20 protein-coding genes, 1 tRNA gene and 1 riboswitch are annotated in these 26044 nt (G+C 37.4%); of the genes, 6 read left to right on the forward strand and 15 right to left on the reverse strand.

Annotated elements, in window-relative coordinates; translation table 11 throughout:
* A partial coding sequence (locus JF73_RS06960; RefSeq protein WP_046327561.1) for an SLAP domain-containing protein occupies window positions 1-6897 on the forward strand: 6897 nt, incomplete at its 5' end.
* A gap of 159 nt (window positions 6898-7056) precedes the next feature.
* Here JF73_RS06960 and glmU read toward each other — a convergent pair.
* The 11 genes from glmU to trpS form a co-directional block, all read right to left on the reverse strand.
* Entirely contained in the window at window positions 7057-8442 is a 1386-nt protein-coding gene (glmU, locus tag JF73_RS06965; RefSeq protein ID WP_046327562.1) for a bifunctional UDP-N-acetylglucosamine diphosphorylase/glucosamine-1-phosphate N-acetyltransferase GlmU, read from the reverse strand.
* A gap of 61 nt (window positions 8443-8503) precedes the next feature.
* Window positions 8504-9334: a pur operon repressor gene (gene purR, locus JF73_RS06970; protein WP_038524010.1), complete on the reverse strand. Its 831-nt coding sequence runs from the start codon at window positions 9332-9334 to the stop codon at window positions 8504-8506.
* A gap of 130 nt (window positions 9335-9464) precedes the next feature.
* Window positions 9465-9698, reverse strand: coding sequence for a Veg family protein (locus JF73_RS06975; protein ID WP_038524013.1), 234 nt, complete (start codon window positions 9696-9698; stop codon window positions 9465-9467).
* Between the two features lie 84 nt (window positions 9699-9782).
* Window positions 9783-10676 carry a 16S rRNA (adenine(1518)-N(6)/adenine(1519)-N(6))-dimethyltransferase RsmA gene (rsmA, locus tag JF73_RS06980; protein ID WP_046327563.1) on the reverse strand — a complete coding sequence of 298 codons (894 nt, stop codon included), beginning with the start codon at window positions 10674-10676 and terminating at the stop codon, window positions 9783-9785.
* The gene (gene rnmV / locus JF73_RS06985) at window positions 10666-11235 is read right to left on the reverse strand and encodes a ribonuclease M5 (RefSeq protein ID WP_046327566.1); all 570 of its coding nucleotides are present in this window, start codon (window positions 11233-11235) and stop codon (window positions 10666-10668) included. The genes rsmA and rnmV overlap by 11 nt, the downstream gene beginning before the upstream one ends.
* Window positions 11222-11989, reverse strand: a complete 768-nt coding sequence (locus JF73_RS06990) for a TatD family hydrolase (protein ID WP_046327568.1) — start codon at window positions 11987-11989, stop codon at window positions 11222-11224. The genes rnmV and JF73_RS06990 overlap by 14 nt, the downstream gene beginning before the upstream one ends.
* The gene (gene metG / locus JF73_RS06995; RefSeq protein ID WP_046327569.1) at window positions 11989-13965 is read right to left on the reverse strand and encodes a methionine--tRNA ligase; all 1977 of its coding nucleotides are present in this window, start codon (window positions 13963-13965) and stop codon (window positions 11989-11991) included. Before metG ends, JF73_RS06990 begins: the two co-directional genes overlap by 1 nt.
* 116 nt (window positions 13966-14081) lie before the next feature.
* Window positions 14082-16772 (reverse strand): magnesium-translocating P-type ATPase, encoded by a 2691-nt coding sequence (gene mgtA / locus JF73_RS07000; protein ID WP_046327570.1) that lies wholly within the window; start codon window positions 16770-16772, stop codon window positions 14082-14084.
* Between the two features lie 92 nt (window positions 16773-16864).
* A riboswitch (M-box (ykoK) riboswitch) is annotated at window positions 16865-17030 on the reverse strand.
* A 58-nt stretch (window positions 17031-17088) separates the two neighbouring features.
* Entirely contained in the window at window positions 17089-17745 is a 657-nt protein-coding gene (locus JF73_RS07005; protein ID WP_370448319.1) for a TPM domain-containing protein, read from the reverse strand.
* On the reverse strand, window positions 17675-18154 hold the full coding sequence (locus JF73_RS07010; RefSeq protein WP_038524032.1) for a deoxycytidylate deaminase: 480 nt from the start codon (window positions 18152-18154) through the stop codon (window positions 17675-17677). The genes JF73_RS07005 and JF73_RS07010 overlap by 71 nt, the downstream gene beginning before the upstream one ends.
* A 5-nt stretch (window positions 18155-18159) precedes the next feature.
* The gene (trpS, locus tag JF73_RS07015; RefSeq protein ID WP_046327854.1) at window positions 18160-19179 is read right to left on the reverse strand and encodes a tryptophan--tRNA ligase; all 1020 of its coding nucleotides are present in this window, start codon (window positions 19177-19179) and stop codon (window positions 18160-18162) included.
* Window positions 19180-19275: 96 nt separating this feature from the next.
* Between trpS and JF73_RS07020 the strand changes: the two genes are divergently transcribed.
* Together JF73_RS07020 and JF73_RS07025 are read left to right on the forward strand one after the other, a co-directional pair.
* Window positions 19276-19881 carry an SOS response-associated peptidase family protein gene (locus JF73_RS07020; protein WP_046327572.1) on the forward strand — a complete coding sequence of 202 codons (606 nt, stop codon included), beginning with the start codon at window positions 19276-19278 and terminating at the stop codon, window positions 19879-19881.
* Window positions 19882-20067: 186 nt separating this feature from the next.
* A tRNA-Gly gene (locus tag JF73_RS07025) sits at window positions 20068-20138 on the forward strand.
* 314 nt (window positions 20139-20452) lie between these two features.
* On the opposite strand, the gene JF73_RS07030 is transcribed toward JF73_RS07025, so the two are convergent.
* From JF73_RS07030 to greA, 4 genes are all read right to left on the reverse strand, one after another.
* Window positions 20453-21115, reverse strand: coding sequence for a CPBP family intramembrane glutamic endopeptidase (locus JF73_RS07030; RefSeq protein WP_046327573.1), 663 nt, complete (start codon window positions 21113-21115; stop codon window positions 20453-20455).
* Between the two features lie 87 nt (window positions 21116-21202).
* Window positions 21203-21559 carry a hypothetical protein gene (locus JF73_RS07035; protein WP_046327574.1) on the reverse strand — a complete coding sequence of 119 codons (357 nt, stop codon included), beginning with the start codon at window positions 21557-21559 and terminating at the stop codon, window positions 21203-21205.
* Window positions 21552-22865 carry a Y-family DNA polymerase gene (locus JF73_RS07040; RefSeq protein ID WP_046327575.1) on the reverse strand — a complete coding sequence of 438 codons (1314 nt, stop codon included), beginning with the start codon at window positions 22863-22865 and terminating at the stop codon, window positions 21552-21554. The genes JF73_RS07035 and JF73_RS07040 overlap by 8 nt, the downstream gene beginning before the upstream one ends.
* Window positions 22866-22943: 78 nt before the next feature.
* On the reverse strand, window positions 22944-23405 hold the full coding sequence (gene greA, locus JF73_RS07045; RefSeq protein WP_046327576.1) for a transcription elongation factor GreA: 462 nt from the start codon (window positions 23403-23405) through the stop codon (window positions 22944-22946).
* Between the two features lie 209 nt (window positions 23406-23614).
* Between greA and JF73_RS07050 the strand changes: the two genes are divergently transcribed.
* The 3 genes from JF73_RS07050 (at window position 23615) to JF73_RS07055 (ending at window position 25996) form a co-directional block, all read left to right on the forward strand.
* Entirely contained in the window at window positions 23615-24037 is a 423-nt protein-coding gene (locus tag JF73_RS07050) for an Hsp20/alpha crystallin family protein (protein ID WP_034978036.1), read from the forward strand.
* A 382-nt stretch (window positions 24038-24419) separates the two neighbouring features.
* Window positions 24420-24587 (forward strand): SHOCT domain-containing protein, encoded by a 168-nt coding sequence (locus JF73_RS09545; RefSeq protein WP_084608705.1) that lies wholly within the window; start codon window positions 24420-24422, stop codon window positions 24585-24587.
* 92 nt (window positions 24588-24679) lie between these two features.
* On the forward strand, window positions 24680-25996 hold the full coding sequence (locus tag JF73_RS07055) for a C1 family peptidase (RefSeq protein ID WP_046327577.1): 1317 nt from the start codon (window positions 24680-24682) through the stop codon (window positions 25994-25996).
* The last annotated feature ends 48 nt before the right edge of the window (window positions 25997-26044 follow it).

Genomic DNA, 26044 nt, shown 5'->3' on the forward strand with positions numbered 1-26044 from the left:
AACGCGGTCACTAATGCTGCCAACACGATTGATAGCCATGACTCACTTACCGCTATTAACCAGGATATTATTGATGGTAAAAAGAATGTTTTAAATGCCTATAAGGCTGCTGCTAAAAAGCAAATTGAGCAAGATGCAACTGAAGCTAAAAACAATTTAGGAGTTGAGCAAGAGTCTAATATTGATAATGCGGTCACTAATGCTACCAACACGATTGCTAGCCATGACTCACTTACCGCTATTAACCAGGATATTATTGACGGTAAGCAGAACGTTTTGAGTGCTTATAAGGCTGCTGCTAAAAAGCAACTGGAAACAGTTAAACAAGACATTGTTAACAAAATTCAGAATAATCCTAATTTAACGGCCAAGAATAAAGACGATGCTGCCAATAAAGCCAGTGAATTGCTTACCGGAAGTCAAGGCTATAATAGCCGCATTGATAATGCCGAAACTATAGCTGATATTAATACAGCTACTAAAGAAGGCACTGCCGCATTAAACAATTTACTTGATGAGCAAAACTTAAGTGGTCGACGTAATCAAGCTATTGCAGCAATTCAGGATGCAAAAGACAAAGCCATTGCTACGATTACAAATAATAAAAATCTGAGTGACGAGGAAAAAACCAAATACCAAGAACTAATTAATACTGCAACTGCTGCAAGTGTTGCTAAAATCACTCAAGACGAAGATGAAAATGCAATTGAAACAGATCGAGACAATGCTATTAAAAATATTACTGGTTATCAAGAAAATGCTGCTAATACCGGCTCTAATAATTTAAATAAGCAGCGTCAAGATGCAATCAAGGAAGTTGAAGAAGCAGCTAATAACGCTTTAAGTACAATTGACGACTTTGACGATACTGTTTTAAGTCCAGAAGATAAACAACATTATCAAGAAACTATTAATAAAGACTTAGCTAACGCCAAAGCAGCAATTAATGCAGCTAAAGACAATGATGGTGTTAATTCCGCTAGACAAGCTGGTAAAACCAGTATCAATGAGGATTTGGCGGCTAGTCAATTAATAGTCGCAAAATCTCAGGCAAATATAGCGTTGCAAGATGAGAAGAAAAAAGACTTAGATACTATTAATCAGGCTTTTACCGATAATAAAATTAATAGCGAGCAAAAAGACGCACTAACAGACAAAATTAATGGCTTCTATGAAACGGCAACCAGCAAAGTATACAACGACTTGACTGCTGAACAAGTGGCTAAAGATAGGGATAACGGCATTGCTGCTATGGCCAGCGTTGCTAGCAGTATTGCCAGTGAAGAAGCAAAATACTTAGAGCAGCAAAAAGATGATGCTTTAACCAATAAAGACACTGGCTTAAATGCTCTAGCAGAGAAAATTCGGACAAGTATCGAAAAAGATCCTAACCTTTCCGGCAAAGAAAAAGGTGATTACTATGACGAAATTAGTTCTGCTTTAACTTCAGCCAAAACTGATATTCAAAATGCTCATTCTCAAGATGAAATTGCTACTGCAACAAACGCCGGTCGGGAAGCTTTAAATAAAATTCTTGCTAACGTTGTATTGCAATCAAGTAGAAGCGCTGCCCTTAAAGAATTGTTGAACACCTGCACCGATGTTTCTAATCAAATTACCAACTTACAAAATGTTAACAGCACTACTAAAGACGGATTAATTAAACAGTTAACTGATTACTATAATGATGCAGTTGCTAAAGTAAAGAATGTTCCTGCTGCTCAAGTCGATTCTGAAAAACAGCAAGGCATTGATAATATGAACACAGTTGTTAGGGATGCGCAAAGCCTTGATACCAATATTGATCATGCTAAGCAAGAAGTCGACAAGCAGGCTGATCAAGCAATTTCTACCATTAATCAATCTGCGATGTCTGACGCGGATAAAACTCAAACCATTGCAAAAATCAACGATGAAAGAACTAAAGCTAAGCAAAATATTGAATTGCAAAAAAATAATGATGCCGTAGACAAAGCCAAAAATGATGGTAAAGATGCTATTGGTCAGGTTGCAGCCACAGCTATGACAGCTGATTTGGAGAATGCTAAACATCACAGCGAAGAGGCTATTAACCAAGCTGCTCAAGAAGCAATTAGCAGATTAAAATCTTCATATGACACTCTAAGCGCTGAAGAAAAAGAAGAAGCTAGTTCCCAATATAATCAGGCAATCTCTGATATTAATCAGGCTGTTGCGGATGCCAAGAGTAAATTACAAAATGGCAAGACAAAAGATGGTATTAATAAAATCACTACTGATACCATTAATGCAATCAATAAAGCGGAAGCAAGTGGTAACTTAGCAATCACCAAAGCACAGGCCAGAAAAGCTATTAAAGATGTCGCAGACGAAATCAAAAACAACTTAAAAGATAAAAAGGATCAAGACAGTGTTGATTCTATTCTAGAGAATGCCACTTCAGCCATTACTGCTGCTGAGGATAGTAGCACTGTTTTGAACATTAGAGATTCTGCCATTAATCACATCAAAGGAATTAAGACTACAGCAGATTCTAATGACGCTGCCAAAATAAAAAATGCTAAAGACGAAGCAATTAAAGCATTGACAGCGGAACTAAACGGTCAAACTAATAATCCTGGTGCTCCGGGTATTTTAGCTCAAATTGATCAAATTACAGGCTTAAGTGCTGAAGAAAAAGCTCAGTATACGAGTCAGGCAACTGCTGCCAAAAATAAAGCCGTCAGTCAGGTTAACGGTCAGCAAACAACAGACGATATTGCATCCGCTAAGACTACTGGTATTATCAACATTGACAAAGCTTTAAGCGCTGCCCAATTACAAGCTGCTAAGAATAATGCCAATAAATATTTAGAAAATATTGCCCAAACAGCTGCAACTGATATCCAGAAGATCGAACAGTCAGCTCTAAGTGATACTGAGAAAGCCCAGCAAATTGACTTAATCAATTCAAATAAAGAGACAGCTATCCAAAATATTAACAAGGCGCAAAGTCCAGACGAGGTAGAAAAAGTCAAACAAGTCGCTGAAAATGCCATTACTGGCATTGTACAAAATGCTAAAGAAAACGCAGCTTTACTGCAGGAACAAAATGCCGCTTACAACTCACTGGTTGAGCAGGCTAAAAAGCTGAGCCAGCGCTTAAACGATGACCGTTTGCATAACAAAATTGATCAAAATCAATATGATGACTTAAGTAAGGCTATTAGTGACGCTTTAAGTGCAGCTAAAGCCGAAATTTCTGCCGCCACTCATCTGGATAAAATTAATGCTGCCAAAGGTAATGGTGAAACAGCTCTTAACAAGGTCAATAATGATATTGCTAACGAAGAAGCTCTAGCTCAAGCTCTAAACGATCTACAAACTGCTGCCACTAGCGCTAAAGCTAAAGCTGATAAAACTGAAGACAGCGCTGTCGCTGACCAAATGAAAGCCCAAATAGATCAGGAACAAAAGAAAGCTGCTGCTAATATTATTGCCGCTAGAAATAATAAGCAAAACACTATTACGCAAATTCAAGCAGCTGCAAATGAAGGTATTACCACAATTAGCAAATTAGGTGATGACTTTGATAATAAAAATCAAATAGTTAAGAGCCTGAAAGAATATTCTGCAAGTGCCAAAACTGATATTGATGGTTTAGACTTAGCCGGTAATGATGTCGCTAGCGGATATAATAATATTGAACGAGTTTTAAATAACTTTATTAGTTTAATTTATGCCGGTACAAGTGATAAGCTGTCGCAGTTAGAACAAGATGCCAAAACAAATATTGATCAGGCCAAGTTGCCTAGTCAACTGACTGCGGAAAAAAATAATCTGATTAACAAGTTTAAGGAATACCTTAAAAATAAAGGGGAAATTGCCAGTGTGGCAACTAATCTAGAGCAAGAGCAAATTGAAGAACTGCAAAAGCAACTTGATGAAGCCGTCAATAGAACCATAGATAAGATTGCGGGTGTTAAACTTGAGAATACTTACAAAAATGCACTAGCACAAGCTCAAAATGCCCAACAAGGTAAAGCTCAACAGGATGAAATTCCTAATTTCGGTAAAAAAGAAATCGACCGTATTTTCCAAGTTGCGCAAGAAAAAGCCGAAATAGTCAAAGCTAAACAAGAGGCAATCTCTCAAGTCGAACAAGCTCAAAAAGAAGCAAATGATGCAATAGAAAAATCAGGTTTGTCACCAGAGGATCAGCAAAAGCAGAAGGAACAAATTCAAAAACTTGTGGAAAAAGCAAAAACTGACATTAATTCTGTTCAACAATCTGAAACAGAGGCTAAAGACCAAATAAATGGCAAACGAGATCAAGCAGTTGACAAGTTCAATGCTATTAAGGATCAAGCTGCCCTAGCTGGTCAAAAGACAAAAGCTGAAGATATTCTAAAGGATAAACAGACTAAGGCCCATAATATAATTGATCAATCTCAGTTAACTGCCGAGCAGAAGAAGGCAGCTAAAGCTGCAATTGATGATGCTTATCAACAGAGTTTCCAAGATATAGAAAAGGCTACAGCAATTAGCGACATCCCAGATGAAGCAAACATTGGTCAAAATATTGATCGTCTGTTAACTAAACCTGAAACCGGCACTGAACCAGAATGGTTTAATGATGAACAAAAAAACGCTTTTGCAGGTGCTGATGGTGTGACTGGCATCAAAAACGCATACAAGACATTAAAAGACAGATTAAAAGATAAACTGGCTCAAGAAGTGCTAGATCGTATTGATGAACAAATAAAAGCTATTGATGAAGCTCAAAATATCCAGACTGTCAGTGCTGCTTATGATGAGGCTATGACTATTATCAATAAGGAAAATGCTAAAGCTGACATTGACGAAGAAGCTGATAAGGTTACTAAAGAAATTGACGGTAATAATAAATTATCAACTGAATCAAAAGACAGGCTAAAAGAGCAAATTAAAGATGATAGCCAAAAGGCCAAGGACAAAATTGATGCAGTTACTGCTCCTAAAGGTGATACATCAGGCAAAAAGAACCAAATTGATAAAATCACCGAAACTGCCAAAGATGATATTAACAGTGCCGGTAATGCTGCCAAAAATGAATCCATTAGTTTACTTAAAGTAGAGGCAAATAACGATTTGGCTGATAAACACCAAAAAGCGGTTGCTGAACTAAAAGACAAGTTTGGTAAAAATGCCGATACCACCAGCGTTGATCAAGCCTACCAGGAGCATTCACGCGTCAATGGTGATTCACCTGCAGATATCACAGCAGCTAAGATTGCAGCTGAAAAAGAAATAGCTAAAGGTGCCGTAATTGACACCGTCACTAACGCTAAAAACCAAGTTGATAAATTAAAACATCAGGATGGCAACGATTATACTGATACTGAAAAACAGGCAATTAAAGATTACATTGACCAAGAAGCAGCTAAAGCCAACTCGGATCAAACGGGTACTATTGCTCAAGCTCAAGATTCTAATGGAATAGAAACTGCCAGAAAGGATGCAGTTGAAAAGATAAGCAGTATTATTGTAAGTGATAGTAAAGAACTTGAGAATATTTTAAATAACGATAGTAAAGTACAAGAAGAAAGACTAACAGCTGCCTATGATTCCGCTGTTAAACTTCTCAAAGACAGATTTAAGGACAAAGCAAATACGACCAGCATTGATCAAGCTTACGAAAAAGCTAAAGATGCGCTCAATGATCCTGCCAACGCGGATAAACTCGCTGCAACAGAATTAGCTGGTGAAAAGGCAATTGCTGCTGGAGCTCTGGCAGACGCACAAAATGCAGCTACAAGTGAAATTCAGTCCACTGGCAAATACACTGAGCAAGAAAAGAAAGCTATTATTAACCAAATTAATACTGATCTGAATACTGCAAATAATGCGCTTAATCAGCCTGAGGTTAATGACAGTCAGACAATTACTAAACTGCGTGATGATGCTATTAACCAAATTTATCTTGATGCTACAGATTCTGCTACCATTGACCATATTCTTCATGATAATAGTCAGCACGAAAATAATCATAGCTCTACTACTCAATCTGTCCTTGCCCCAGTTGACAATAAACCTATTGATAATACTGGCAAGGAAGAAAAAGAAGAACCAGAACTTGATTTAAGCCATAGCGAAGAATTAACTTTAATGCATAACGCTTACCTTTACGATGAAAATGGCAAACGTGCTAACAAAGTTATTCTTGGTGCCGGCTCAATCATTACTTCATATGGCACTAAAGAAATTAACGGGAAACACTATTACATTCTGGTTGATAGAGGCAATAAGAACCAAGTCTACTATGTTGCTATTGGCAATGTAGTTTCAACCAGTCGAAAATTAAAACATAATGCTTATGTTTACAATAAACATGGCAAACGAATTAAGAAAGCGAGTGTGTTAAGAAAAGGCAATAATATTAATACGTATGGCAGTGCAGTAAATATTCGGGGCAAGAAGTACTTCATTATTGCTCAAAACCGTTTTGTTAAGGCTACAAATATTGCAATTCAAAAAACTGCAGTTACAGCCGTTACAGCAAGCCCGGTCAACGAACCTGTGACTGAAAAGCAGCAACCGGTGGTCGAAAAGACTATTATGCATAATTCATATCTGTATGATCAAAACGGCAAACGTGCTAATAAACTGATTATTCTTGCAGGCTCAACTGTTAATACGGTTAATTTCCAAATGATTAATAATAAAGGCTACTACATGTTAGACGATGGCTTATTCATTGCCGCTGCAAATATTGACGCTAAGAAACTTAAGCTGAAGCATAATGCTTATATTTACAGTCAACACGGTATTCGGATAAGTAAAAAAGTTTTGCATAAACATAAAGTTGTCAAAACATACGGCAGCGCAGTCAAAATCAACAATAAGAAATATTATATTGTTGCCAAAAATAAATATATTAAGCAAACTAACTTTAAATAGTTAATTTAGCTGAAACAAAATAGCCCTTGAGTTATTAAAACTCTGGGGCTATTTATTTTCTTAACAAAATTAAAAAAAGTTGGCAGATTTCATTAGCGTGATTAATTTTTCAGATTAACACATTTATTCCAACTCTTTTTATTTTAAATTATAGCTAACCTATTTCCATTCAGGATCGTTTGCAAGCGGCAATTTATGCCAATAATCAGGCTTATTCACTTGCCGGCCGCGTGCAATTGCCATTTCGTATTTAGCTACGTCTTTAGTAATTGTTGAGTCTGCTGCTACAAAAGCATGATCAGCAATATTAACCGGTGCCACTAAGGTAGCACCTGAACCAATAAACGCATGATCTCCAACGTTAGTGTGTTCTTTTTTAACGCCATCATAATTAGCAAAAATCGTACCACAACCAACATTAACGTCGCGACCTAAAGTCGCATCCCCAACATAAGTTAAATGACCAACTTTAGAATTCTCACCAATTTCAGCATTTTTAATTTCTACAAAATTGCCGATATGTACGCCCTTGCGAATAATTGCTTTAGGACGCAAATGGGAATTTGGACCAATATCGGAAAAATCAGCCATTTCTGCTTCTTCAATAGTAGATGAAGTAACAGTGACATGATTGCCTATTTTCGAATCAATTATGCGTGAGCCTGAAGCGATTATAGATCCTGACCCAATCTCTGAATTGCCTTTAATAACCACATTTCCTTCAATTTGAGTATCACAACCAATTTTAACATCTGCATCAATATAAGCTGTGGCAGGATCAATAAAGGTAACTCCATTTGCCATATGCTTTTCGTTAATTCGTTTTTGCATCAGCTGATTAGCTTGAGCTAAAGCAGAGCGATCATTGACACCAATGCTTTCGGTAAAGTCACGCATTTTGTAAGCACCAATTCTTTGTCCTTGACGGCGTAAAATTTCCAAAACATCAGTTAAATAATATTCACCTTGGGCATTATGGTTATTGACCTGTTTCAGGGCTTTGAAAAGCTGTTTATTGTCAAAGCAAAAAACACCAGTATTAATTTCGTTGATTTTTAATTCATCGAATGTCCCGTCTTTTTGCTCTACAATTCTTAAGACATTATCCTGTTCATCCCGGATAATACGGCCATAGCCATAAGGATCAGGAGCCTGAGCAGTTAATACTGTAGCTGCATTGCCCTTACTTTGGTGATAGTCAAATAATTTTTGAAAAGTTTGGCTTGTAAATAATGGCGTATCACCAGTTATTACTAATGTCGCACCATCTTGATCTGCCAGTTTATCTGCAGCAGTTAAGACAGCATCTCCTGTACCTAATTGTTTTTTTTGCAAAGCAAATTCAGACTTGCCAGCAAGAACTTTTTTTACTTCTTCCGCACCATTACCAACAATCGTAACTATTTTATCCGGTTTAATTGCCTTAGCTGCATCTACCACATATTCGACCATAGCCTTGCCGCATACTTGGTGTAAAACCTTATATAGTTTTGACTTCATGCGTGTTCCCTTGCCAGCCGCCAAAACAACTACGAATTTTTTCATTAACTTCAGCCTCTTTTATATTCTTGAATAATAATTATCATTTAGTATATCATTTCTTAAACTAAAAGCGGTCAAAATCCGTGTGTGCAACTAATGAACCAGGTTCTGCCATAATAACTTTTTTCTTGTCATCTACTCGTTTAATTTTAACTAAAGAAAGGTGCCCTTCAATTAATTTAACATCATCAAAATCTGCTTCGCATAATACACAAACTCCAGCAATGTTGCTATTAAATTCTTTGACTAATTGTTGCATACCAGTCAGGGTACCACCTGCCATCATAAAGTCATCTACTAGCAGAACATTGGAATTTTCTTTTAAAACCCTAGTCGGTAATTCCATTTTAGAAACACGATCAAGCGAAGAAGAAATATAATTTACAGATACGGTTGCCCCCTCAGTCACCTTTGAACGCTTGCGCGCAATAATAAAAGGAACATTTAAGTAACGAGCAACTGCTTGAGCTAGTGCAATTCCTTTAGTTTCGATAGTCATCACAATATCAATATTTGAATAAGCATAACGTGTTGCAATTAATTTGCCAATCTTATCCAAGTCTTCTGGATTACCCAAAATATCTGAGAGGTAGACAAACCCTCCAGCCAAAATACGATCTGGATCTTCAATCCGTGTTGCCAACTCATTTAAATAATTCTGAGCGTGCTTTTTGCCCCAAAAGGGAATGTAACGCACACCTCCTGCTGCTCCTGCTACAGTTTCCAATATGCCGTCTTGATTATTTGCTAATGTATGTTTTAAAATTGCAAGATCCTCTGAAATTGATGATTTTGCTGCACCATACCTTTTTGCAAAAAATGGCAGCGGAATTAAGTCATGTGGTCGTTCCATTAAATATTTAGTCATATCTACTAATCTCTCTGAACGTTTCATAGAATCTCCTTTCTATTGTTTGTCTTTTGCCAGTTACTACTATACACTCAACCGCAAAAAAAGGCACTAACATTTTACCAAATGTTAATGCCAAAAGATATAAATTTTAGACGGTCAGCTTTTAAGCTGATTAATCGAACTTTAAAGTAATGTTTTTGGTTAACAAATCCGTGTAACTGTATGAAACATGTTTAAAATTATTTGAATCTTGATCTAGGTCAACCACAAAAACTGCGGGAAAAGTTTCCTTTAAAACTCCTCGCCTTTTGGTAACCTTCTTACGTCCTGCTCTTGCAACTACAGTTAACGAATCACCTAAATGTGAATCCAGCTTACTCTTAATGGTCATAATAGATGTTGGCAATGAAAACAACTCCTTTGAGTTGTATTTTACCACTTTATTATTATTTTTTCAATTCTTTTTAAAAACAACCCCAGAATATTTTCGTCATTTTTTAACCGGCACATTGCGGGCAATTTCCACAAACTGCTTCAGTGTCAACTGTTCTGGTCGAACACGCTCATCAACTCCTAAGGAGCTAATTAGGCGCAACCGTTTTGTACTGTCAGGCAGAAGTGTTTTTAAATTATTATTTAATGTTTTGCGTCTTTGTGCAAAACACATTTTAACCACCCAGTTAAAATGAGCGGGATTAGCAATTTTTATTTTACTTTCTTCCGGCAGAGGCTTTAATACCACTACACTTGAATCAACCTTAGGTCTAGGAATAAAGGAGCTGCTTTTAACCGTCAAAAATGACTTTACGCTCATTTCCGCTTGAACCGCAATTGTCAACGGACCATAGTCCTTTGTTCCAGCATGTGCGCTCAAGCGCTCTGCTACTTCTTTTTGCATCATTAAAGTTAAGTTTGAAAATTGCAACGAAGAATTATTAAGGAAGAAAATGATGGGCGTCGTAATGTAATACGGTAAATTTGCGACTACTTTAATTGGCTTAGCGAGGTCAAAAAATCCTGCTAAATCTTCTGTAAAGTCAGCTTTTAAAATGTCTTTCATTTTTAATTTAAAAAGCTGATCAAGAGGCTGCCCGTTGACTTTAGCGGGTAATTCGTTATGCAAAATCTCTTTTAGATTCTCATCCACTTCATAGGCAAAAACTTTGGCCCCTGCAATTAGTAGTTGCTCAGTTAAAGAACCAATTCCTGGTCCTATTTCAATTACCTGATCACCAGGTTGAATTGCTGCTGCTTTTACTATGCCTTGCAGTGCAGCCATATCTACTAAAAAATTTTGACCCAAATTCTTTTTAGCACGCATGAAATAGCGGTTAATAATTGCCTGCGTTCTAATTGGAGAGCCAATAGGAATTTCATTGCTCATTTTTAGCCTCCTCAACTGCTTGTTCTAATGTAGAAAGCGAAATACCGAACGTTTGTAATCGTTGGTAAAACTGCTTAGCATTGCCGTAGCCAATTCGCAGTTTAATCCCCACTTGCTCACGCAATTTACGAGAATTTGCTCCACTAGTTAAACCAAGTTTTTGATATTTTTCTTTTGTCAAATCACTACTTGGCTGCTTGTTTTCGTGCAAATCCGATAAGGCTTTGGCAAGAGCTTCTTTAGAGGCATGTTCAACGCCTAAAGAGTTGCCCTTCTTCTGAGGCTCCCCTTCTTTGCGAGAAATAAACGCTTGTTTAGCAGTTGGCACTGCGGCAGTCACCAATCGTCTTATCCGTTCACCATTTAAATCAGGATCAGTCAAAACAATTATTTCTCTTTTGGTTGCTAATTCCCGTAATTGCGTTAGTACTGTTTCTGGCACATCCGACCCGTTTGTCTCAATTGTTTCAATTCCCGGAAAAAATTGCTTAAGACGAATGGTATCATCTTTTCCTTCAACTACAACCACGGCGTTAAAATGTTTTTTAGTTAAGACCATAGACCCTCATCGTATTTTCGTATGTTGCCTGCGCAACTTCATTTAGTGAAATTCCCTTTAATTCTGCTATTGCTTTTGCCACGTAATAGACATTTCCCGGTTCATTTTGTTTGCCGCGATAGGGCTTTGGTGTTAAATATGGCGCATCAGTTTCAACCAGCAAACGATCTAAAGGAGTTTTACGCGCTGCTTCATGAACTTCTACCGCCTTCGTAAACGATACAACTCCAGAATATGAAAAGTAGACATTTAGAGCTAAAAATTTATTCAACCAGGAAACGTCCCCATTGAAACTGTGTAAAATGGCACCGTATTCTAAGTTGCTATTTTTTAAAATAGCATAACAGTCTCCAAAAGCATCTCTGGTATGAATATCTACCGGCTTTTTTAGTTCATGGGCCACTTCAACCTGTCGGGCAAAAACTTCTTTTTGGATAGCGCGAGGTGACTCGTCCCAATAGTAATCTAAGCCAACTTCGCCCAGAGCCACTACACCAGGCATTTGCAGCTGCTCAATTAAAAGATCTTCTGCTTTTTGATCATAATTTTTAGCCACATCAGGGCAGTAGCCGACCATAGCATAGACTTGGTCAAAGCGCTGGCTTAAATCAATTGCTCTGAGATTAAAATCAGGATCTTGTCCTGCACAAATTACCTTGGTCACACCAAGCTTTTGAGCACGATCTAAATAAAATTCTTCTTTGCCACGAAATGGTTCATCTTGTAAATGAGTATGGTTATCAATTAATTCCATTAACTTAGTTGGGCCCCAATTTCATGTTCGTCTCCAACTAAAGCCAGTTTTACTTCACCATGTTTTTCACTGGAAAGCAGCATACCTTGGCTCAGATGACCTAACATTTTACGCGGCTTAAGATTAGTGACAGCCAGAACCTTCCTGCCCAGCAGCTCACTGGCATTCGGATAATATTGTCTGATACCACTTAAAATCTGTCTTTCATCGCCGTTGCCAAAATCAAGCTGGAACTGCAGCAACTTTTTAGAGCCTTGAACTGGTTCAACAGATAAGATCTTACCAATTTGGATCTTAACTTTATCAAAATCAGAAATGCTGATTTCTTTATCCTCACCTTGTTCACTGCGGCTTTGTTTCTTAGGCTTTGCCCTAGCCATTTCATCCTTAATGTATTTAATTTCTTCTTCTGGTTTTACTCGTGGAAAGATTGGCTTTGGATCAGCAACCACTTTTGTGTTCCATGCACAAGCGCCAAACTCAAGTTGTTTCAGTTCGTCATTATGCCAATCAAGTCCTAACTGACGGTACATTTCAACCGGTGTTCTTGTCATTATCGGAGCAATTAATAGGGCAATAATGCGCAGACTTTCTGCCAAGTTTGACATTACCCGCGCTAATTCGGCAGTTTTGCCTTCTTTATTTAGTATCCACGGTGTTGTTTCATCAATATATTTATTTGCGCGGTTAATAAACTTCCAGATATCTTCAATCGCCTGGGTAAAGTGCAGGATATCCATTTCTTTCTTGTAATTGGCAATCACTGTTTGGGCAGTCTGCATCAAGTCTTTACCAAAATCATCCTGATCTTGTGCTACTGGTTTTACTAAGCCATCTTGATATTGATTAATCATTGAAACGGTTCTATTAAGTAAATTACCCAAGTCATTAGCCAAGTCATAATTTACTCGTTCTACAAAATCTTCTGGTGTAAAGACACCATCGGAGCCAAATGGTAAGGCACGCATTAAGTAATAGCGCAAGGCGTCAACACCATAGCGGTTGATAATTGATTCAGGGTAGACCGCGTTACCCTTGGACTTAGACATTTTACCGTCTTTCATTAATACCCAGCCGTGACCAATAACATGCTTAGGTAATGGTAGTCCCAAAGCCATCAACATAATAGGCCAATAAATAGTGTGGAAACGAACAATTTCCTTACCGACTAAATGAATATCAGCAGGCCAATACTTTTTAAATAAAGAGTCATCATCTGACCCATAACCAAGCGCTGTAATATAGTTAGATAAGGCGTCTATCCAAACATAAACAACGTGTTTAGGATCACTAGGAACTGGAATACCCCAAGAAACTGTTGTTCTAGTAACAGACAAGTCTTCCAAACCAGGCTTAATAAAGTTATTAACCATTTCTTTCTCACGGGTGTGGGGCAAGATAAAGTCAGGGTGTTCTTGATAGTATTGGTAAAGCCGGTCAGCGTACTTACTCATTTTGAAAAAGTATGATGGTTCTTTAACTAGTTGGACGTCGTGACCTGAGGGCGCCTTACCGCCAATCACATTACCATCATCATCTTTATAAACTTCAGCCAGCTGGGATTCGGTAAAGTATTCCTCATCTTCTACTGAATACCACCCAGTATATTCACCAAGATAGATGTCGCCCTGTTTTAAAAGTTGTTCAAATATTTTTTGTACGCCTTTAACGTGTTCTTGATCAGTAGTACGAATAAATTTGTCATAAGAAATGTCAAGGCTTTTCCACAACTTTTTATAAGTAACAACCATTTTATCTACAAATTCTTGCGGTTTAATCCCCTGCTTTTCCGCTTTTTGCTCAATTTTTAATCCGTGCTCATCAGTACCAGTTAAAAAGAAGGTATCGTAGCCTTGGCTGCGCTTGTAGCGTGCCATCACATCAGCTGCGATTGTGGTATACGCATTACCGATAGTTAATCGGCCGGATGGATAGTAGATTGGTGTTGTGATATAAAAAGTTTTTTTATCAGCCATATTCATTTTCTCCTTAATTTTCGCTTAATTATACTATATTATACTACATCACTAAAAAAGGGAATTCCTCTCGGAGTCCTCTTTTTTGTAGTTATTTAGCAATCAAATTCAATTTTCTAAATTAAAAATCTTTCGCCCTTGAGGTAGAAATGCTTAACCAGCGTTGTCAACAAAATATACATTACGAGTATAGCAAAAACTACCCACATAAATGAGATTGGCATTTTGCCAAAGCCCAACTTTTGTGCCAAAAATGAAAATGGGATTAAGCTGCCAATAACACCTGCGCCAAATGTTGCCAGCGTGACTCCCGGTGCAGCGTGTTGCTTAATAAACGGCAGACGCGGATCACGTAAAGCATGAATGACCATTTCTTGTGTCCACAGTGATTCAATAAACCAACCTGTGTGAAATAGAGCTACGAAAGCAACCTTTTGTGTTTCACTGATTGCATTGTAATTTCCACCTACAAGTTGTGGACAAATTACAAAGAAAAGCAAAGCAAAGGTTAAGATATCAAATACTGATGATGTCGGACCAAAATAAAACATAAATTTAGGTAATTTTTTAGTAGACCATGTTCTTGGCTCTTTCAAAAACCTATCAGACATATCGTCAAACGGTAGTGCCAAGCAACTGGTTCCGTAAAGCAGGTCTAAGACTAAGAGCTGCAAAGGCAGCATCGGTAAAAACGGCAAGAAGGACGAAGCCACCATGATTGATAAGATATTACCAAAATTAGATGACAGGGTAATTTTAATATACTTCATGGTATTACCAAATACCTTACGGCCAATTCTTACGCCTTCTTCTAAGACGTTTAAATCTTTATGAAGCAGAATAATATCAGCTGATTCTTTGGCAATATCGACAGCCGTGTCAACAGAAATTGAAACATCGGCTGCTTTCATCGCCGGAGCATCATTAATGCCATCACCCATATAGCCTACAGTATGACCATTTTGCTTTAGTAAGTTAATAATTTTAGTTTTATCTTCTGGCGATAATTTAACAAAAATATTGCATTCTTCAACCATTTTTGCTAGTTCTTCAGGCTTTTTACCTTCAAGGTCTGCGCCTGAATAGACTGTGTCAACATTTAGTCCGACTTGTAAGCCAACAGTTCTAGTAACAGCTTCATTGTCTCCAGTTAAAATTTTAACGTTGATGCCATCATATTTAAGCCGTGCCAAAGCATCTTTCGCACTCTCTTTTGGCGGATCAAGAAAAGCCAGATAACCGCATAAGATTAGATCATTTTCATCTTTGACTGAAAATTCACCAACAGGAGCAGGGTTGCGCTTGTAACCCAGCATAATGACACGCAAACCGTCATCGTTCATATCGTTGACTTTAGCCATTACCCTCTGTTTACGCTCAGGAGTCAGCGGTAAAATTTGTCCGTCAACTTCCAGTTTAGTAGCAACAGCCATCATTTCTTCTGAAGCACCCTTAGTTACTAACAAGTGCTTACCGTGCTGCTCATCGGAATTTTCTACCACTACGCTCATTCGTCTTCTGGAAAAATCAAAGGGAATTTCGTCAATCTTATTGTAATCACGTTGGATCTCATTAATATCTAATTCATCCCCCGCAGCCTCAATAATAGCTTTATCTATCAAGTTCTTCATCCCTGTTTGATAGTAAGAGTTAAGGTAGCCTAATTCCAAAATGCGCGGGTTTTCTTGTAAATTCAAATCATAATGACGCTCTAGAACTACTTTGTCTTGTGTTAACGTACCAGTTTTATCAGTACACAAGATATCGGCAGACCCAAAATTTTGAATGGAATTCATCTTTTTAACAATGGTGCCCTTTTTCGACATCTCAATCGAACCCTTAACCAGATTGGTTGTTACAATCACAGGCAGCATTTCCGGCGTAAGTCCCACAGCAGTAGCAATTGAGAATATTAGCGCATTTATCCAATCGCCTTTAGTTATCCCGTTAATAATAAAAACTAAGGGAGCAATAATCGCGGTCATGATGATCAATAATTTCGAAACATTTTTGATACCAATGTCGAATGTTGTATTTTTCACATCATTATGTGAAATATCATGGGCCAATTTACCAAACATTGTTCTTTCGCCGGTGGCAAAAACAATTCCGAGCCCAGAACCTGAAACGATAGTTGTGCCTTCGTATAAAATGTTGGGATAATCTAAATAATCTCTATCAGACCCTAACTTGGGTTTTCTGGTAGCAATTTTTTCTACCGGATTAGACTCACCATTTAAGGAACTTGACGAGCAGAAAAGGTCCTTACTCGTCAAAAGCCTCATGTCAGCCGGCACCATATCACCAGCGGCTAGACGAATCACATCACCTACAACTACTTTACTGGTGTCAATTTCTTGATCTTTGCCATCACGAATAATATCCGTAGTTACAGAAACCATCTTAAGTAAAGAATCTACTGCATTTGACGATCTGACGTTTTGGACAAAACTGGTAATACCCGAAATAAGCACCATTGTCACCATAATAGCAACAGTAGTTAAATCCTTTTCTCCCGCTGGTACAAAAATATAATCAGTAAACAAAGAAAGAGTAGCTAAAACAAGTAACACTAAAGTGAAAGGAGTAATAAAAGCCTCCGCTAAAAAGCGTAACTTAGAATTATGTTTACTGGTGGCGATAGTATTTGAGCCATATTCTGCCCTATTTTTTTCAGCTTGCTCGCTAGACAAGCCATTACTGCTTGCATGCAACCGCGCTAAAGTTTCCGACCTGCTTTCTTTGGCAATTGCCTTGACCAGGGCCAGATCTTTGTTACCAGCTGTACCATTTGGTTTTCTCAGCATTTTCCCCACTCCTTTTCCTCACAAAACAAAATCAAACAAACTAAAAAAGGACCGCCCATGCTAACCGCTTGGCGAACCTTTTTCAACAGGTATTATTGTACTCATCGTTCAGTTTTAACACTACGTGACGTAAGCCTTGCTGCTAGCCATCTGGTTTTCGCCTTATATCGACGATAACTATTTGACCCGTTGGCATCTCTGGATGTTTCCGGGCGATAGCATTTGTTCACGTAGGAGTCTCACCTAACAGTTTATTTTGTTTTTATTCAATTTGCATTGTGAGTTTAATACATTAATCAGTAAAAAGTCAACTATTTTACCTTTTTCGGTAAAGATTATTTTTAAAGAAATAAATTAAACCTCCAACTACTAGGCCTAGAGCTAATGCAATCGGCAATGCCACCTTGTGCGGATGAGTAAGCTGGGCTCTTTCATTGCTGGACAAATCATACTTGTCTAATGAATACTGGTAACGCTGGTCAATTGTAGTTGCACAAGCCCTAAAAACGAAACGCAAACCTTCATTAAATTCTTTTTTATTAGTACTGCGCAACTTGTCGGATTGAGAACGAATTATATTTCCTCTAACATCAGCACTAAAAGCGCTGTGTAAGTCTTTACTGGAATAAATCTGCACATTGCGTTTTTTATTTTTGGTTCCTACTACAATAAAAACAGTGCGTTTATACTTATTCAATTTAGCAGGCGTTAGGTGATCGACGCGATTTACCGTTTTAACAATTATTTGTGGCTGTTCACTGGTCTGAAAATAACGATCATTTTTTGCTAAAATTAACTTGCTGGTTTCACGTTCAAGCAAATTGCTATTATCTTTAATGTTGGGACTAGTAAAACCAGTCGTTGTTAGAAAAACACCAATTAATGCTGTAAAAAAAACTAGTTTAGTTTTCAGCATCTTCCAGCTTATGTGCCAATTGCTCCACATATTCGCGATCGATGTTAATTTGTTCATAAGGAACCCCACAGTCTTTAAAAAGTTTGATTGCCAGCGGATTGTCATTATAATCAAAATAATAATTGATTTTTTTAATTCCAGCTTGCACTAATGCCTTAGCACAATTATAACAGGGAAAGTGTGTGACATAAATTTCTGTGTCATCTGTTGAAACACCATTGCGCGCACATTGAATAAGTGAGTTCATTTCAGAATGAATGGTGCGCACACAATGCCCGTCAACTAATTGATGACCCACATCATCACAATGCGGCTGACCAGTAACAGAACCATTATAACCGGTTCCGATTATACGATTCTTTTTCACTAAAACACTGCCGACTAAAGCCCGATCACAAGTTGACCTTTGGGCAATGACCAAAGCCTGCATCATAAAGTACTGTTTCCAAGGAATTCGCTTACGCATTTTAGTTACCTCTTAAAATAATTCAAACCGATGGCGTCCCGCACCTCTTGTAAGGTTTGGTTGGCCACCTCGTTTGCCTTTTTAGAGCCCTCAATCAACATATCATAGACAACAGATGTATCCTGTTCATATTGAGCACGACGCTCACGTATCGGTGCCAATTCTTTCTCCAACACCGTATTTAAGTAACGCTTAATTTTGACGTCACCCAAACCGCCTTTTTGGTAATCTTCCTTTAATTGCGCTACCTTATCCTTGTCAGGATCAAAAATATCAAGGTAGGTAAAGACAGTATTGCCTTCCACTTTGCCTGGATCTTCAACATGAATGTGCTGCGGATCAGTATACATTGACATTACTTTTTGTTCAACGGTCTTGGCATCATCAGACAGATAAATAGCATTATTTAAGGATTTGGACATTTTGGCGTTACCATCTAAGCCAGGTAAGCGTCCTTCGCCCTTTTCAGGGAAGTAGCCTTGGGGTTCAACTAAAACATTGCGGTTATAAACACGGTTAAAAGTCCGCACAATTTCACGTGCTTGTTCTAGCATTGGCTCCTGATCGTCTCCAACTGGTACTAAAGTTGCCTTAAAGGCTGTGATATCGGCTGCTTGCGACACTGGATAATTTAAGAACCCAACGGGAATAGAATCATTAAAACCTTTCTGCTTAATCTCAGCCTTGACAGTCGGATTACGCTCTAAACGGCTCACCGTAACTAAGTCCATATAATAGGCTGTCAGTTCAAACAAAGCTGGTATTTGTGATTGAATGAAAACTGTAGAAATTTCAGGATCTATACCTACTGCCAAATAGTCCAGTGCTACTTGGATTAAACTTTTGCGAATTTTTTCAGGATTACGCGCATTATCAGTTAAAGCCTGCGTGTCGGCAATCATGATAAATGGGTGATATTCACCTGAGTTTTGCAATTTAACCCTGTTTTTTAACGAGCCAATATAGTGTCCCACGTGCAATTTTCCTGTTGGTCGGTCACCTGTAAGGATAACTTTCTTTTTCATCATAATTTACCTTCCTTAAATAATTAAAATCTTTTTAATGTAATAATTATATTAATTCTACCAAAAATCATACAATGATTAAACACGGAGGAAAAAATGTGCAACCAATTTCAACTGCCAAGTTTAGCAGAAATTAAAAAATACTTAGTAAATGACTTAAATTTGCCTTTAGTAGAACCGGCAAGCAATTTGCCTCAAAACCAGAACATTTTTCCTAAAGGTCTTGCTCCCGTTTTGGTTTATGCTGATAACCAGTTGCAACTACTGCCCAAATCATGGGGTTATCCTAGTCCGTATGATCAAAACAAAGTCATATTTAATGCGCGAATTGAACGCTTTTTTGAAGAAAAACGGTCAATGTGGGATTCTTCTTTTGCCAAATCTCGTTGTATTATTGTTGCCAGCCAATTTTTTGAATCAGGACATAATACTTATTCTGCCGCAAATGGTCATACATACCATGAACGCTTCAGTTTCAAGAATAAAAATAGTACATTAACACTAATTGCCGGAATTTATCAAAAGGATCATTTTTCAATGGTTACTACTCAGCCAAATAAGACTTACGCTGAAATTCATAACCGGATGCCTTTAGTTCTCCAGGCTGCTGAACTGCGCCAATGGCTATTTCAGAACTTTTCATCTTTAGTTGATCGCAGCCAGTTAAGTCTTGATTCTGTTAGGTTACCACCTAAAAAGTAATAACAATAGCTCCAAATTAATTCAAACAGCTTCTCAATCCTATTTATTATTACGCAAATTGAGACTAGAGCTCTTAAAAAATGACATTACTTTAGGACATTTTTCTTCTCTTAGCAGCTTACTTGTAAAATTTTAAAAAACAAAACTTGGTTTCGAAAACGAAACATGGTAAACTGTTTGAGTAATGCGGGTATAGTTTAATGGTAAAATGTTAGCTTCCCAAGCTGAAGATGCGGGTTCGATTCACGCTATCCGCTTAATTAAAAAGCAATGACCATCAAAGTCATTGCTTTTTAGCTGCCGAATTATTAGTTACCAGCAATAAATTTAACTTTTAATTATAAGTTATTACAGCTATCTTTTTAAAAGGTAGTTGCACCTTTTCTTGTTAACTGGGTATAAAATGTGCAAGTAAATAGTCAAGATCTACGCTGCAGTCATTAGGATGCAATAACAGTTACCTTGTATTGCAAAAAACAATTTGTAGAACCTAACAGTGTGATAACAACTTTTGAAACGAAATTAGAAAAGCCAGGAAACATTATTTCCTGACTTTTCTAATTTCGATTACTTAAGTCATAATCATTAGGAGAACGCCATTTAATACTGCTAAATAAATTGGCATCCATAAAGTTTGCGTATAAAGGTATGACCAAGCAAAAAGGGCTCCAAAAATCACATTAATAAGTAGTAAAGGTAATGAATGCTGCCAATTAAGAAGACTGAATAAGATACCTGAAGTTAGTATCCCTAAAATTGCAGTTGAAACAGTGTTACTTCTAAAAGCATAGTTAAATAAAAAACCAGTGATTAAAAATTCCTGCAGTATCGGCAAAACTACACCAATGGCCACTACTAAAAACCAGTAAGTCGCTACTCCTTCATGGTGTAAATAGACAATTTGAAAATTATATAGTTTAAGCCTGCCATAAGATTGGAGCCATGAAACACTAATTCGCAATGCAGTTACCACAACAGTCAGGCTAATAATTAAGCCAAAGTTGCTAAGCCAAGAACCCGCAAAACTACGGTCAAAAAAACGTTGTTCCCTATTAAAGCGATAAATAAAAAACAATGAAACCATTAATGAGATAGTTGCAAATAAGATTAGATCCCAAATATGAATTGGTGAATTAGCAGTAACTAGCTTAATCACTCCGGCAACCATTAAATAGCTAATAAAATAAATAAGATAGCGTATTAAGTTGCCTTGCCTTGATGCTGGTGTATTCACAAAAATTACCTCTATAATATTATTTACTCTACAAGTTCCATATTATAGCAAAAAAAGTAGCCTAGATAAAATATCAAGGCAGATTTATTAATCTACACTAATATTATTTATATCCTCCAAAGCAATTTTTTGACCAGCAACAATAATGCCGTCTTCACTATAACCACTGACAAAGCCAACAATATCTGCCGGCAACTGATTGTCGTCATTCATAACCTTAAGCTGCAGGTGGACCATGCGGTGATTACCGTACGCCTTGAGTAGCTGCAAGCTTATATCTTCTATACTCATAGTATCTTTAGCAGGATGCTTTACGCTGCGTTCTTGCTTATCTTTATTAATTGCCATAGTATGATCGCTTAAAAAGAAGCCTTGCCACTTTTTCATTTTACGATCTTGGTAGTTTTTAAAAAAATCTTGGACAATTTTATCAAAATCATTCATAAGCATTTCCACCATTATGTCCGCCAACCAGACTGCTGCGTCTTATCGCCGTTGCCCCTTTAGACAGACTTGAGGCTTTGACCAAACTGGTAAAACCATATTTTTTCCTGATTTTGTCAACAGTTACATTTATTGTGTGCTTTTTAATTTGCTGCGTCGCGGGAACAAAAAAGGTTAATTGCTGACAATTATCTGGTGCCAAGCGGCTACAATTAACCCCTAAAGCACGTACCGTTTCACCACGCCAGTTTTTACGAAAAAGTGCCAGTATTTCTTCAACCAACAAATCATTATCATTAGTGGGACAAATTTTTTGCTGCACGTTAAAGCCCTTGCGACTACCATCTTGTTCATACTTAGAAAAGCCAACAAATAAGCTAAGACAGCCAGCTTGTAAACGATGAGCACGTATTCTGGCACCAACCTGTTCGCCAATTTCACGTAAAACTATTTCAATTTCTCGTTGATTTGTGTAATCACGGTTTAAAATCTGCGAATTGCCGTAATTCTTCATTATGGGATAATATTTTTCGCTAATAATGCTGCGATCAACTCCCCAGCTAATCGCAAATAGCTGTTCACCAATTACGCCAAACTCTTTTTTCAAAATTGCCGGATTAGTATGTGCCAGTTCATACATATTATTAATATGTAGGTGATGCAAGCGCCGAGCTATTCTTTTGCCAATCCCCCAAACTTCTTCCAAATCTTTAATTTGCCAAATAGTATCTGGCACATCAATATAATGCCAATAATCAATCATTGAACAGCGGTGCTTGGCTGATATGTCCATTGCCAGTTTAGCTAGCAGGGGATTCTCTCCAATGCCGCAAGTAGTATAAAGGCCTATCTTGTTTTTAATTTCTACCTGAATTTTACGCGCAACCAGATAAGGGTCATCTCCAAACAAACGCCAGGATTTAGTCATATCAATCATGCTTTCATCAATTGAGTAAACATGGATATCTTCATCAGCAGCATACTTTTGAAAAATTGCCAATACCTGCATGCTGCGCTTGATGTATAAATTCATATGTGGCTCTACCAAAATTAAATCTGGTGCTTCTTTTTTCGTAGGTAGATCCCGCACTCTCATGACGTTAGTCAACCCATACTTTTTCTTCGCTAAAGGTGAGGCCGCCATGATTAGCCCCGAGCCATAATTTGTATGCGGCTGATGCGAAACAACCGCTAATACAGCTTTCATCGGATTTAATCCTAATTGCAGGGCCTCACAGCTAGCAAAGAATGACTTGTTATCAATCATGAAAATCAAACGGTGCGGCTCATAACGATAATCATACATTGCTTTCACTTCCTATTGCAAACCTGTGTTCGCTAAAATAAATTATACAAACACAAGTTCGAATAATCAAGCGGAAAATTAGTCAATTCTTTCAATAGTAACTTGATATTCACCAGCCGGTGCAGCAACACTGACGGTTTTACCAACTTCTTTTTTCATGATTGCCTGCCCTAACGGCGAATCAAACGCAACTTTTCCAGCAGCAATATCAGCTTCCATACGACCGACAATTTGATATGTTTCAGTTTCTGGGTCATCAGCAAATTTCAGTGTGACTGTCTTGCCCAAATCTACTTTGCCATCAGCCTTTTTTTCAATGATTTCGGCATATTTCAATTGCTTTTCCAGATAACGCAGGCGACTTTGAAGGTGGCCTAAATCACGTTTTGCTTCCGTATACTCAGTATTTTCCGATAAGTCGCCTAGTGAGCGTGCTTCCTGCAAAATTTTAATTCTTCGAGGTCGGTCCTTTTTCAAATCAGCAATTTCATCTTTAATTTTTTGATAGCCCTGTGGTGTCATTTTTTGATAATAAACCAAAATATTTTTCTCCTATATTTTTGCTGCTAAAATTATCCACATGCTTAAAGCACTGTAATATTAGCTTTTTTATTTAATTTTTAGCACTCATAAAATAAGAGTGCTAATTATTTCCATTTTAAAAATCTGCATACTATAATAATAAGTGTCAGGAAGAAATGAAAGTCTTCTGATACAAATATATAAATTTTGAAAGGAAGTTTTTTACTATGGCAAATGATATGATGAATCGGCACAATGATTTATTCGATGCGATGAACGATTGGTTTGATCTTCCAAGAAAATTTTTTGACGATAACGAAGTAGCAAAATTAATGCAATCAGATGTTGTTGAAAACGACAAAGAATATGTAATTAAAGTTGATATGCCGGGAATGGATAAAGACAAGATCCACCTTAATTATAATAATGGTATTTTGAGTGTATCAGGCTCAAGAAAGTCTTTCAAAGATATGTCTAAGGACAATAGCATAATTCACCGTGAGAGAAGCGAAGGTCACATTTCACGCAGCTTCAGATTGCCAAATGTGGTTGCAAGTGACATTCACGCCAAATACGATAACGGTGTATTGACTATTACCCTGCCAAAGCAACAAGCTGGTGCAAGTGATAACTCAATTCAAATTGACTAATTGCTTTCAAGTCATCAAAATATATTAACTCATTGATATAAGAGAAAGTCTATTTAAATTTGTCTGAACTGTTTTTAAAATAAAATTTTTCAGAAACAATAAAATAAGCCAACCAGATTAAGTTCCGGTTGGCTTATTTTGTTTCCAACTGCTTTAAATAGTTTTAATCTAAGAATATCAATAATAATTTAACATAGTTATTCTTGCAGTTCGATTATTACTAATACGCAGTCCACTAGAGCAGAGACCACCTCACCTTTTAATCTTTTTCATTCTCAAGATTATTAACTGCTAAATTCAAATAACCAATGGCGCAACAAATATTTTTCTTAACGATTTAGATAAAACTGCCGCACCAATTTTAGCAGATGCTATTAAAAGCATGTCGCAGAATTACCAACAAAGTATTCAAAGTGCTCCAGTACAAAATGCACCAGAAAATACTCAAGATATGATTGCAGAGTTAAAGCAATTAAAAAAGTTAGTTGATGAAGGAATATTAACTGAAGAAGAATTTTCGGCTAAGAAGAAACAAGTTTTAGGATTATAAAGTCAAAGTGGGTTCAGCTATTGAACTCGCTTTTCTTTTAGCTTAAAATATAAAGTAATTTAAAAATAGATTAAAAAAGGAGAATATATTTTATGGCTCATAAACTAACTGTCCAAGAACTGGAAAAGTTTGCGGAAAACTTTAATAAAAATCCGCAAAATCAGGTTGTTGCTCGAGCTGCTCAAAAAAGTGGTGTTTTAACAGCTGCTTACAATGATCGCGTTCAAAGTGAATTGACCCGTGTATTTTCAACCGAACTTGACACAGAAAATGTTACTAATCAACGCCAATCAGGTCGTTGCTGGGAATTTGCTACTTTAAACATCTTACGCCACAATTTTGGCAAAAAATATCACTGCAAGAACTTTACCTTCTCTCAAAGTTATAACTTTTTCTGGGATAAAATCGAGCGCGCAAATATTTTTTATGACAATATTTTGGCTACTGCCGATGAGCCGCTTGATTCACGCACCGTTAAAGCTCATTTAGACGGTGCCGGTGAAGATGGTGGTCAATTCCACATGGGAGCTGCTTTGATTGAAAAATATGGCGTTGTGCCTTCTTATGCTATGCCTGAAAGCTTTAACGCCAATAATACTATGGGCTTTGCCAAGGCTTTGGGTGATAAGCTCAAAAAAGATGCGCTAGTCCTACGTAAATTAAAGCAAGACGGTAAAGACGATGAAGTCGAGAAAGCCCGTAAACAATTCCTAAGTGAAGTTTACCAAATGACGGCAATTGCAGTCGGTGAACCACCTAAGAAATTTGATTTGGAATACCGTGATGATGACAAGAAATATCATTTGGACAAAGATTTAACCCCACTAGAATTTTTGCATAAATACATGGGCGATGTTGACTTCAATGATTACGTTGTATTGTCTAATGCACCGGATCATGAATATGATAAGTTATATGGTCTGCCATTTGAAGATAACGTTGAAGGTTCTTATCGCATTAAATTCTTGAATGTGCCGATGGAATACTTGGAAACTGCAGCTGTTAACCAATTAAAAGATGGTGAGGCTGTTTGGTTTGGTAATGATGTTGGTGAACAAAGCGATCGTAAAAAGGGTTATCTTGATAGTGACCTCTATCAATTAAGCGACCTCTTTGGCGTAGACCTTAAGATGTCTAAGGCAGACCGCTTAAGAACTGGTGCCGGTGCCTCAACTCATGCTATGACTTTAGTCGGCGTGGATGAGGACGGCGGTCATGTTCGCCAATGGAAAGTTGAAAATTCTTGGGGTGAAAAGAACGGAGACAAAGGTTTCTTCGTCATGAACAACGACTGGTTTAAAGATTATGTTTACGAAGTTGTTGTCCACAAGAAGTACCTGACTCCAGAACAAGTAGCTATTGCCGAAGGTCCAATTACAGACTTACCAGCTTGGGACTCACTTGCTTAAGCTAAGCTATAACTAATAAAAAGACGAAATTCAAACACGAATTTCGTC

The organism is Lactobacillus helsingborgensis (assembly GCF_000970855.1).
GTDB classification, from domain to species: Bacteria; Bacillota; Bacilli; order Lactobacillales; family Lactobacillaceae; genus Lactobacillus; species Lactobacillus helsingborgensis.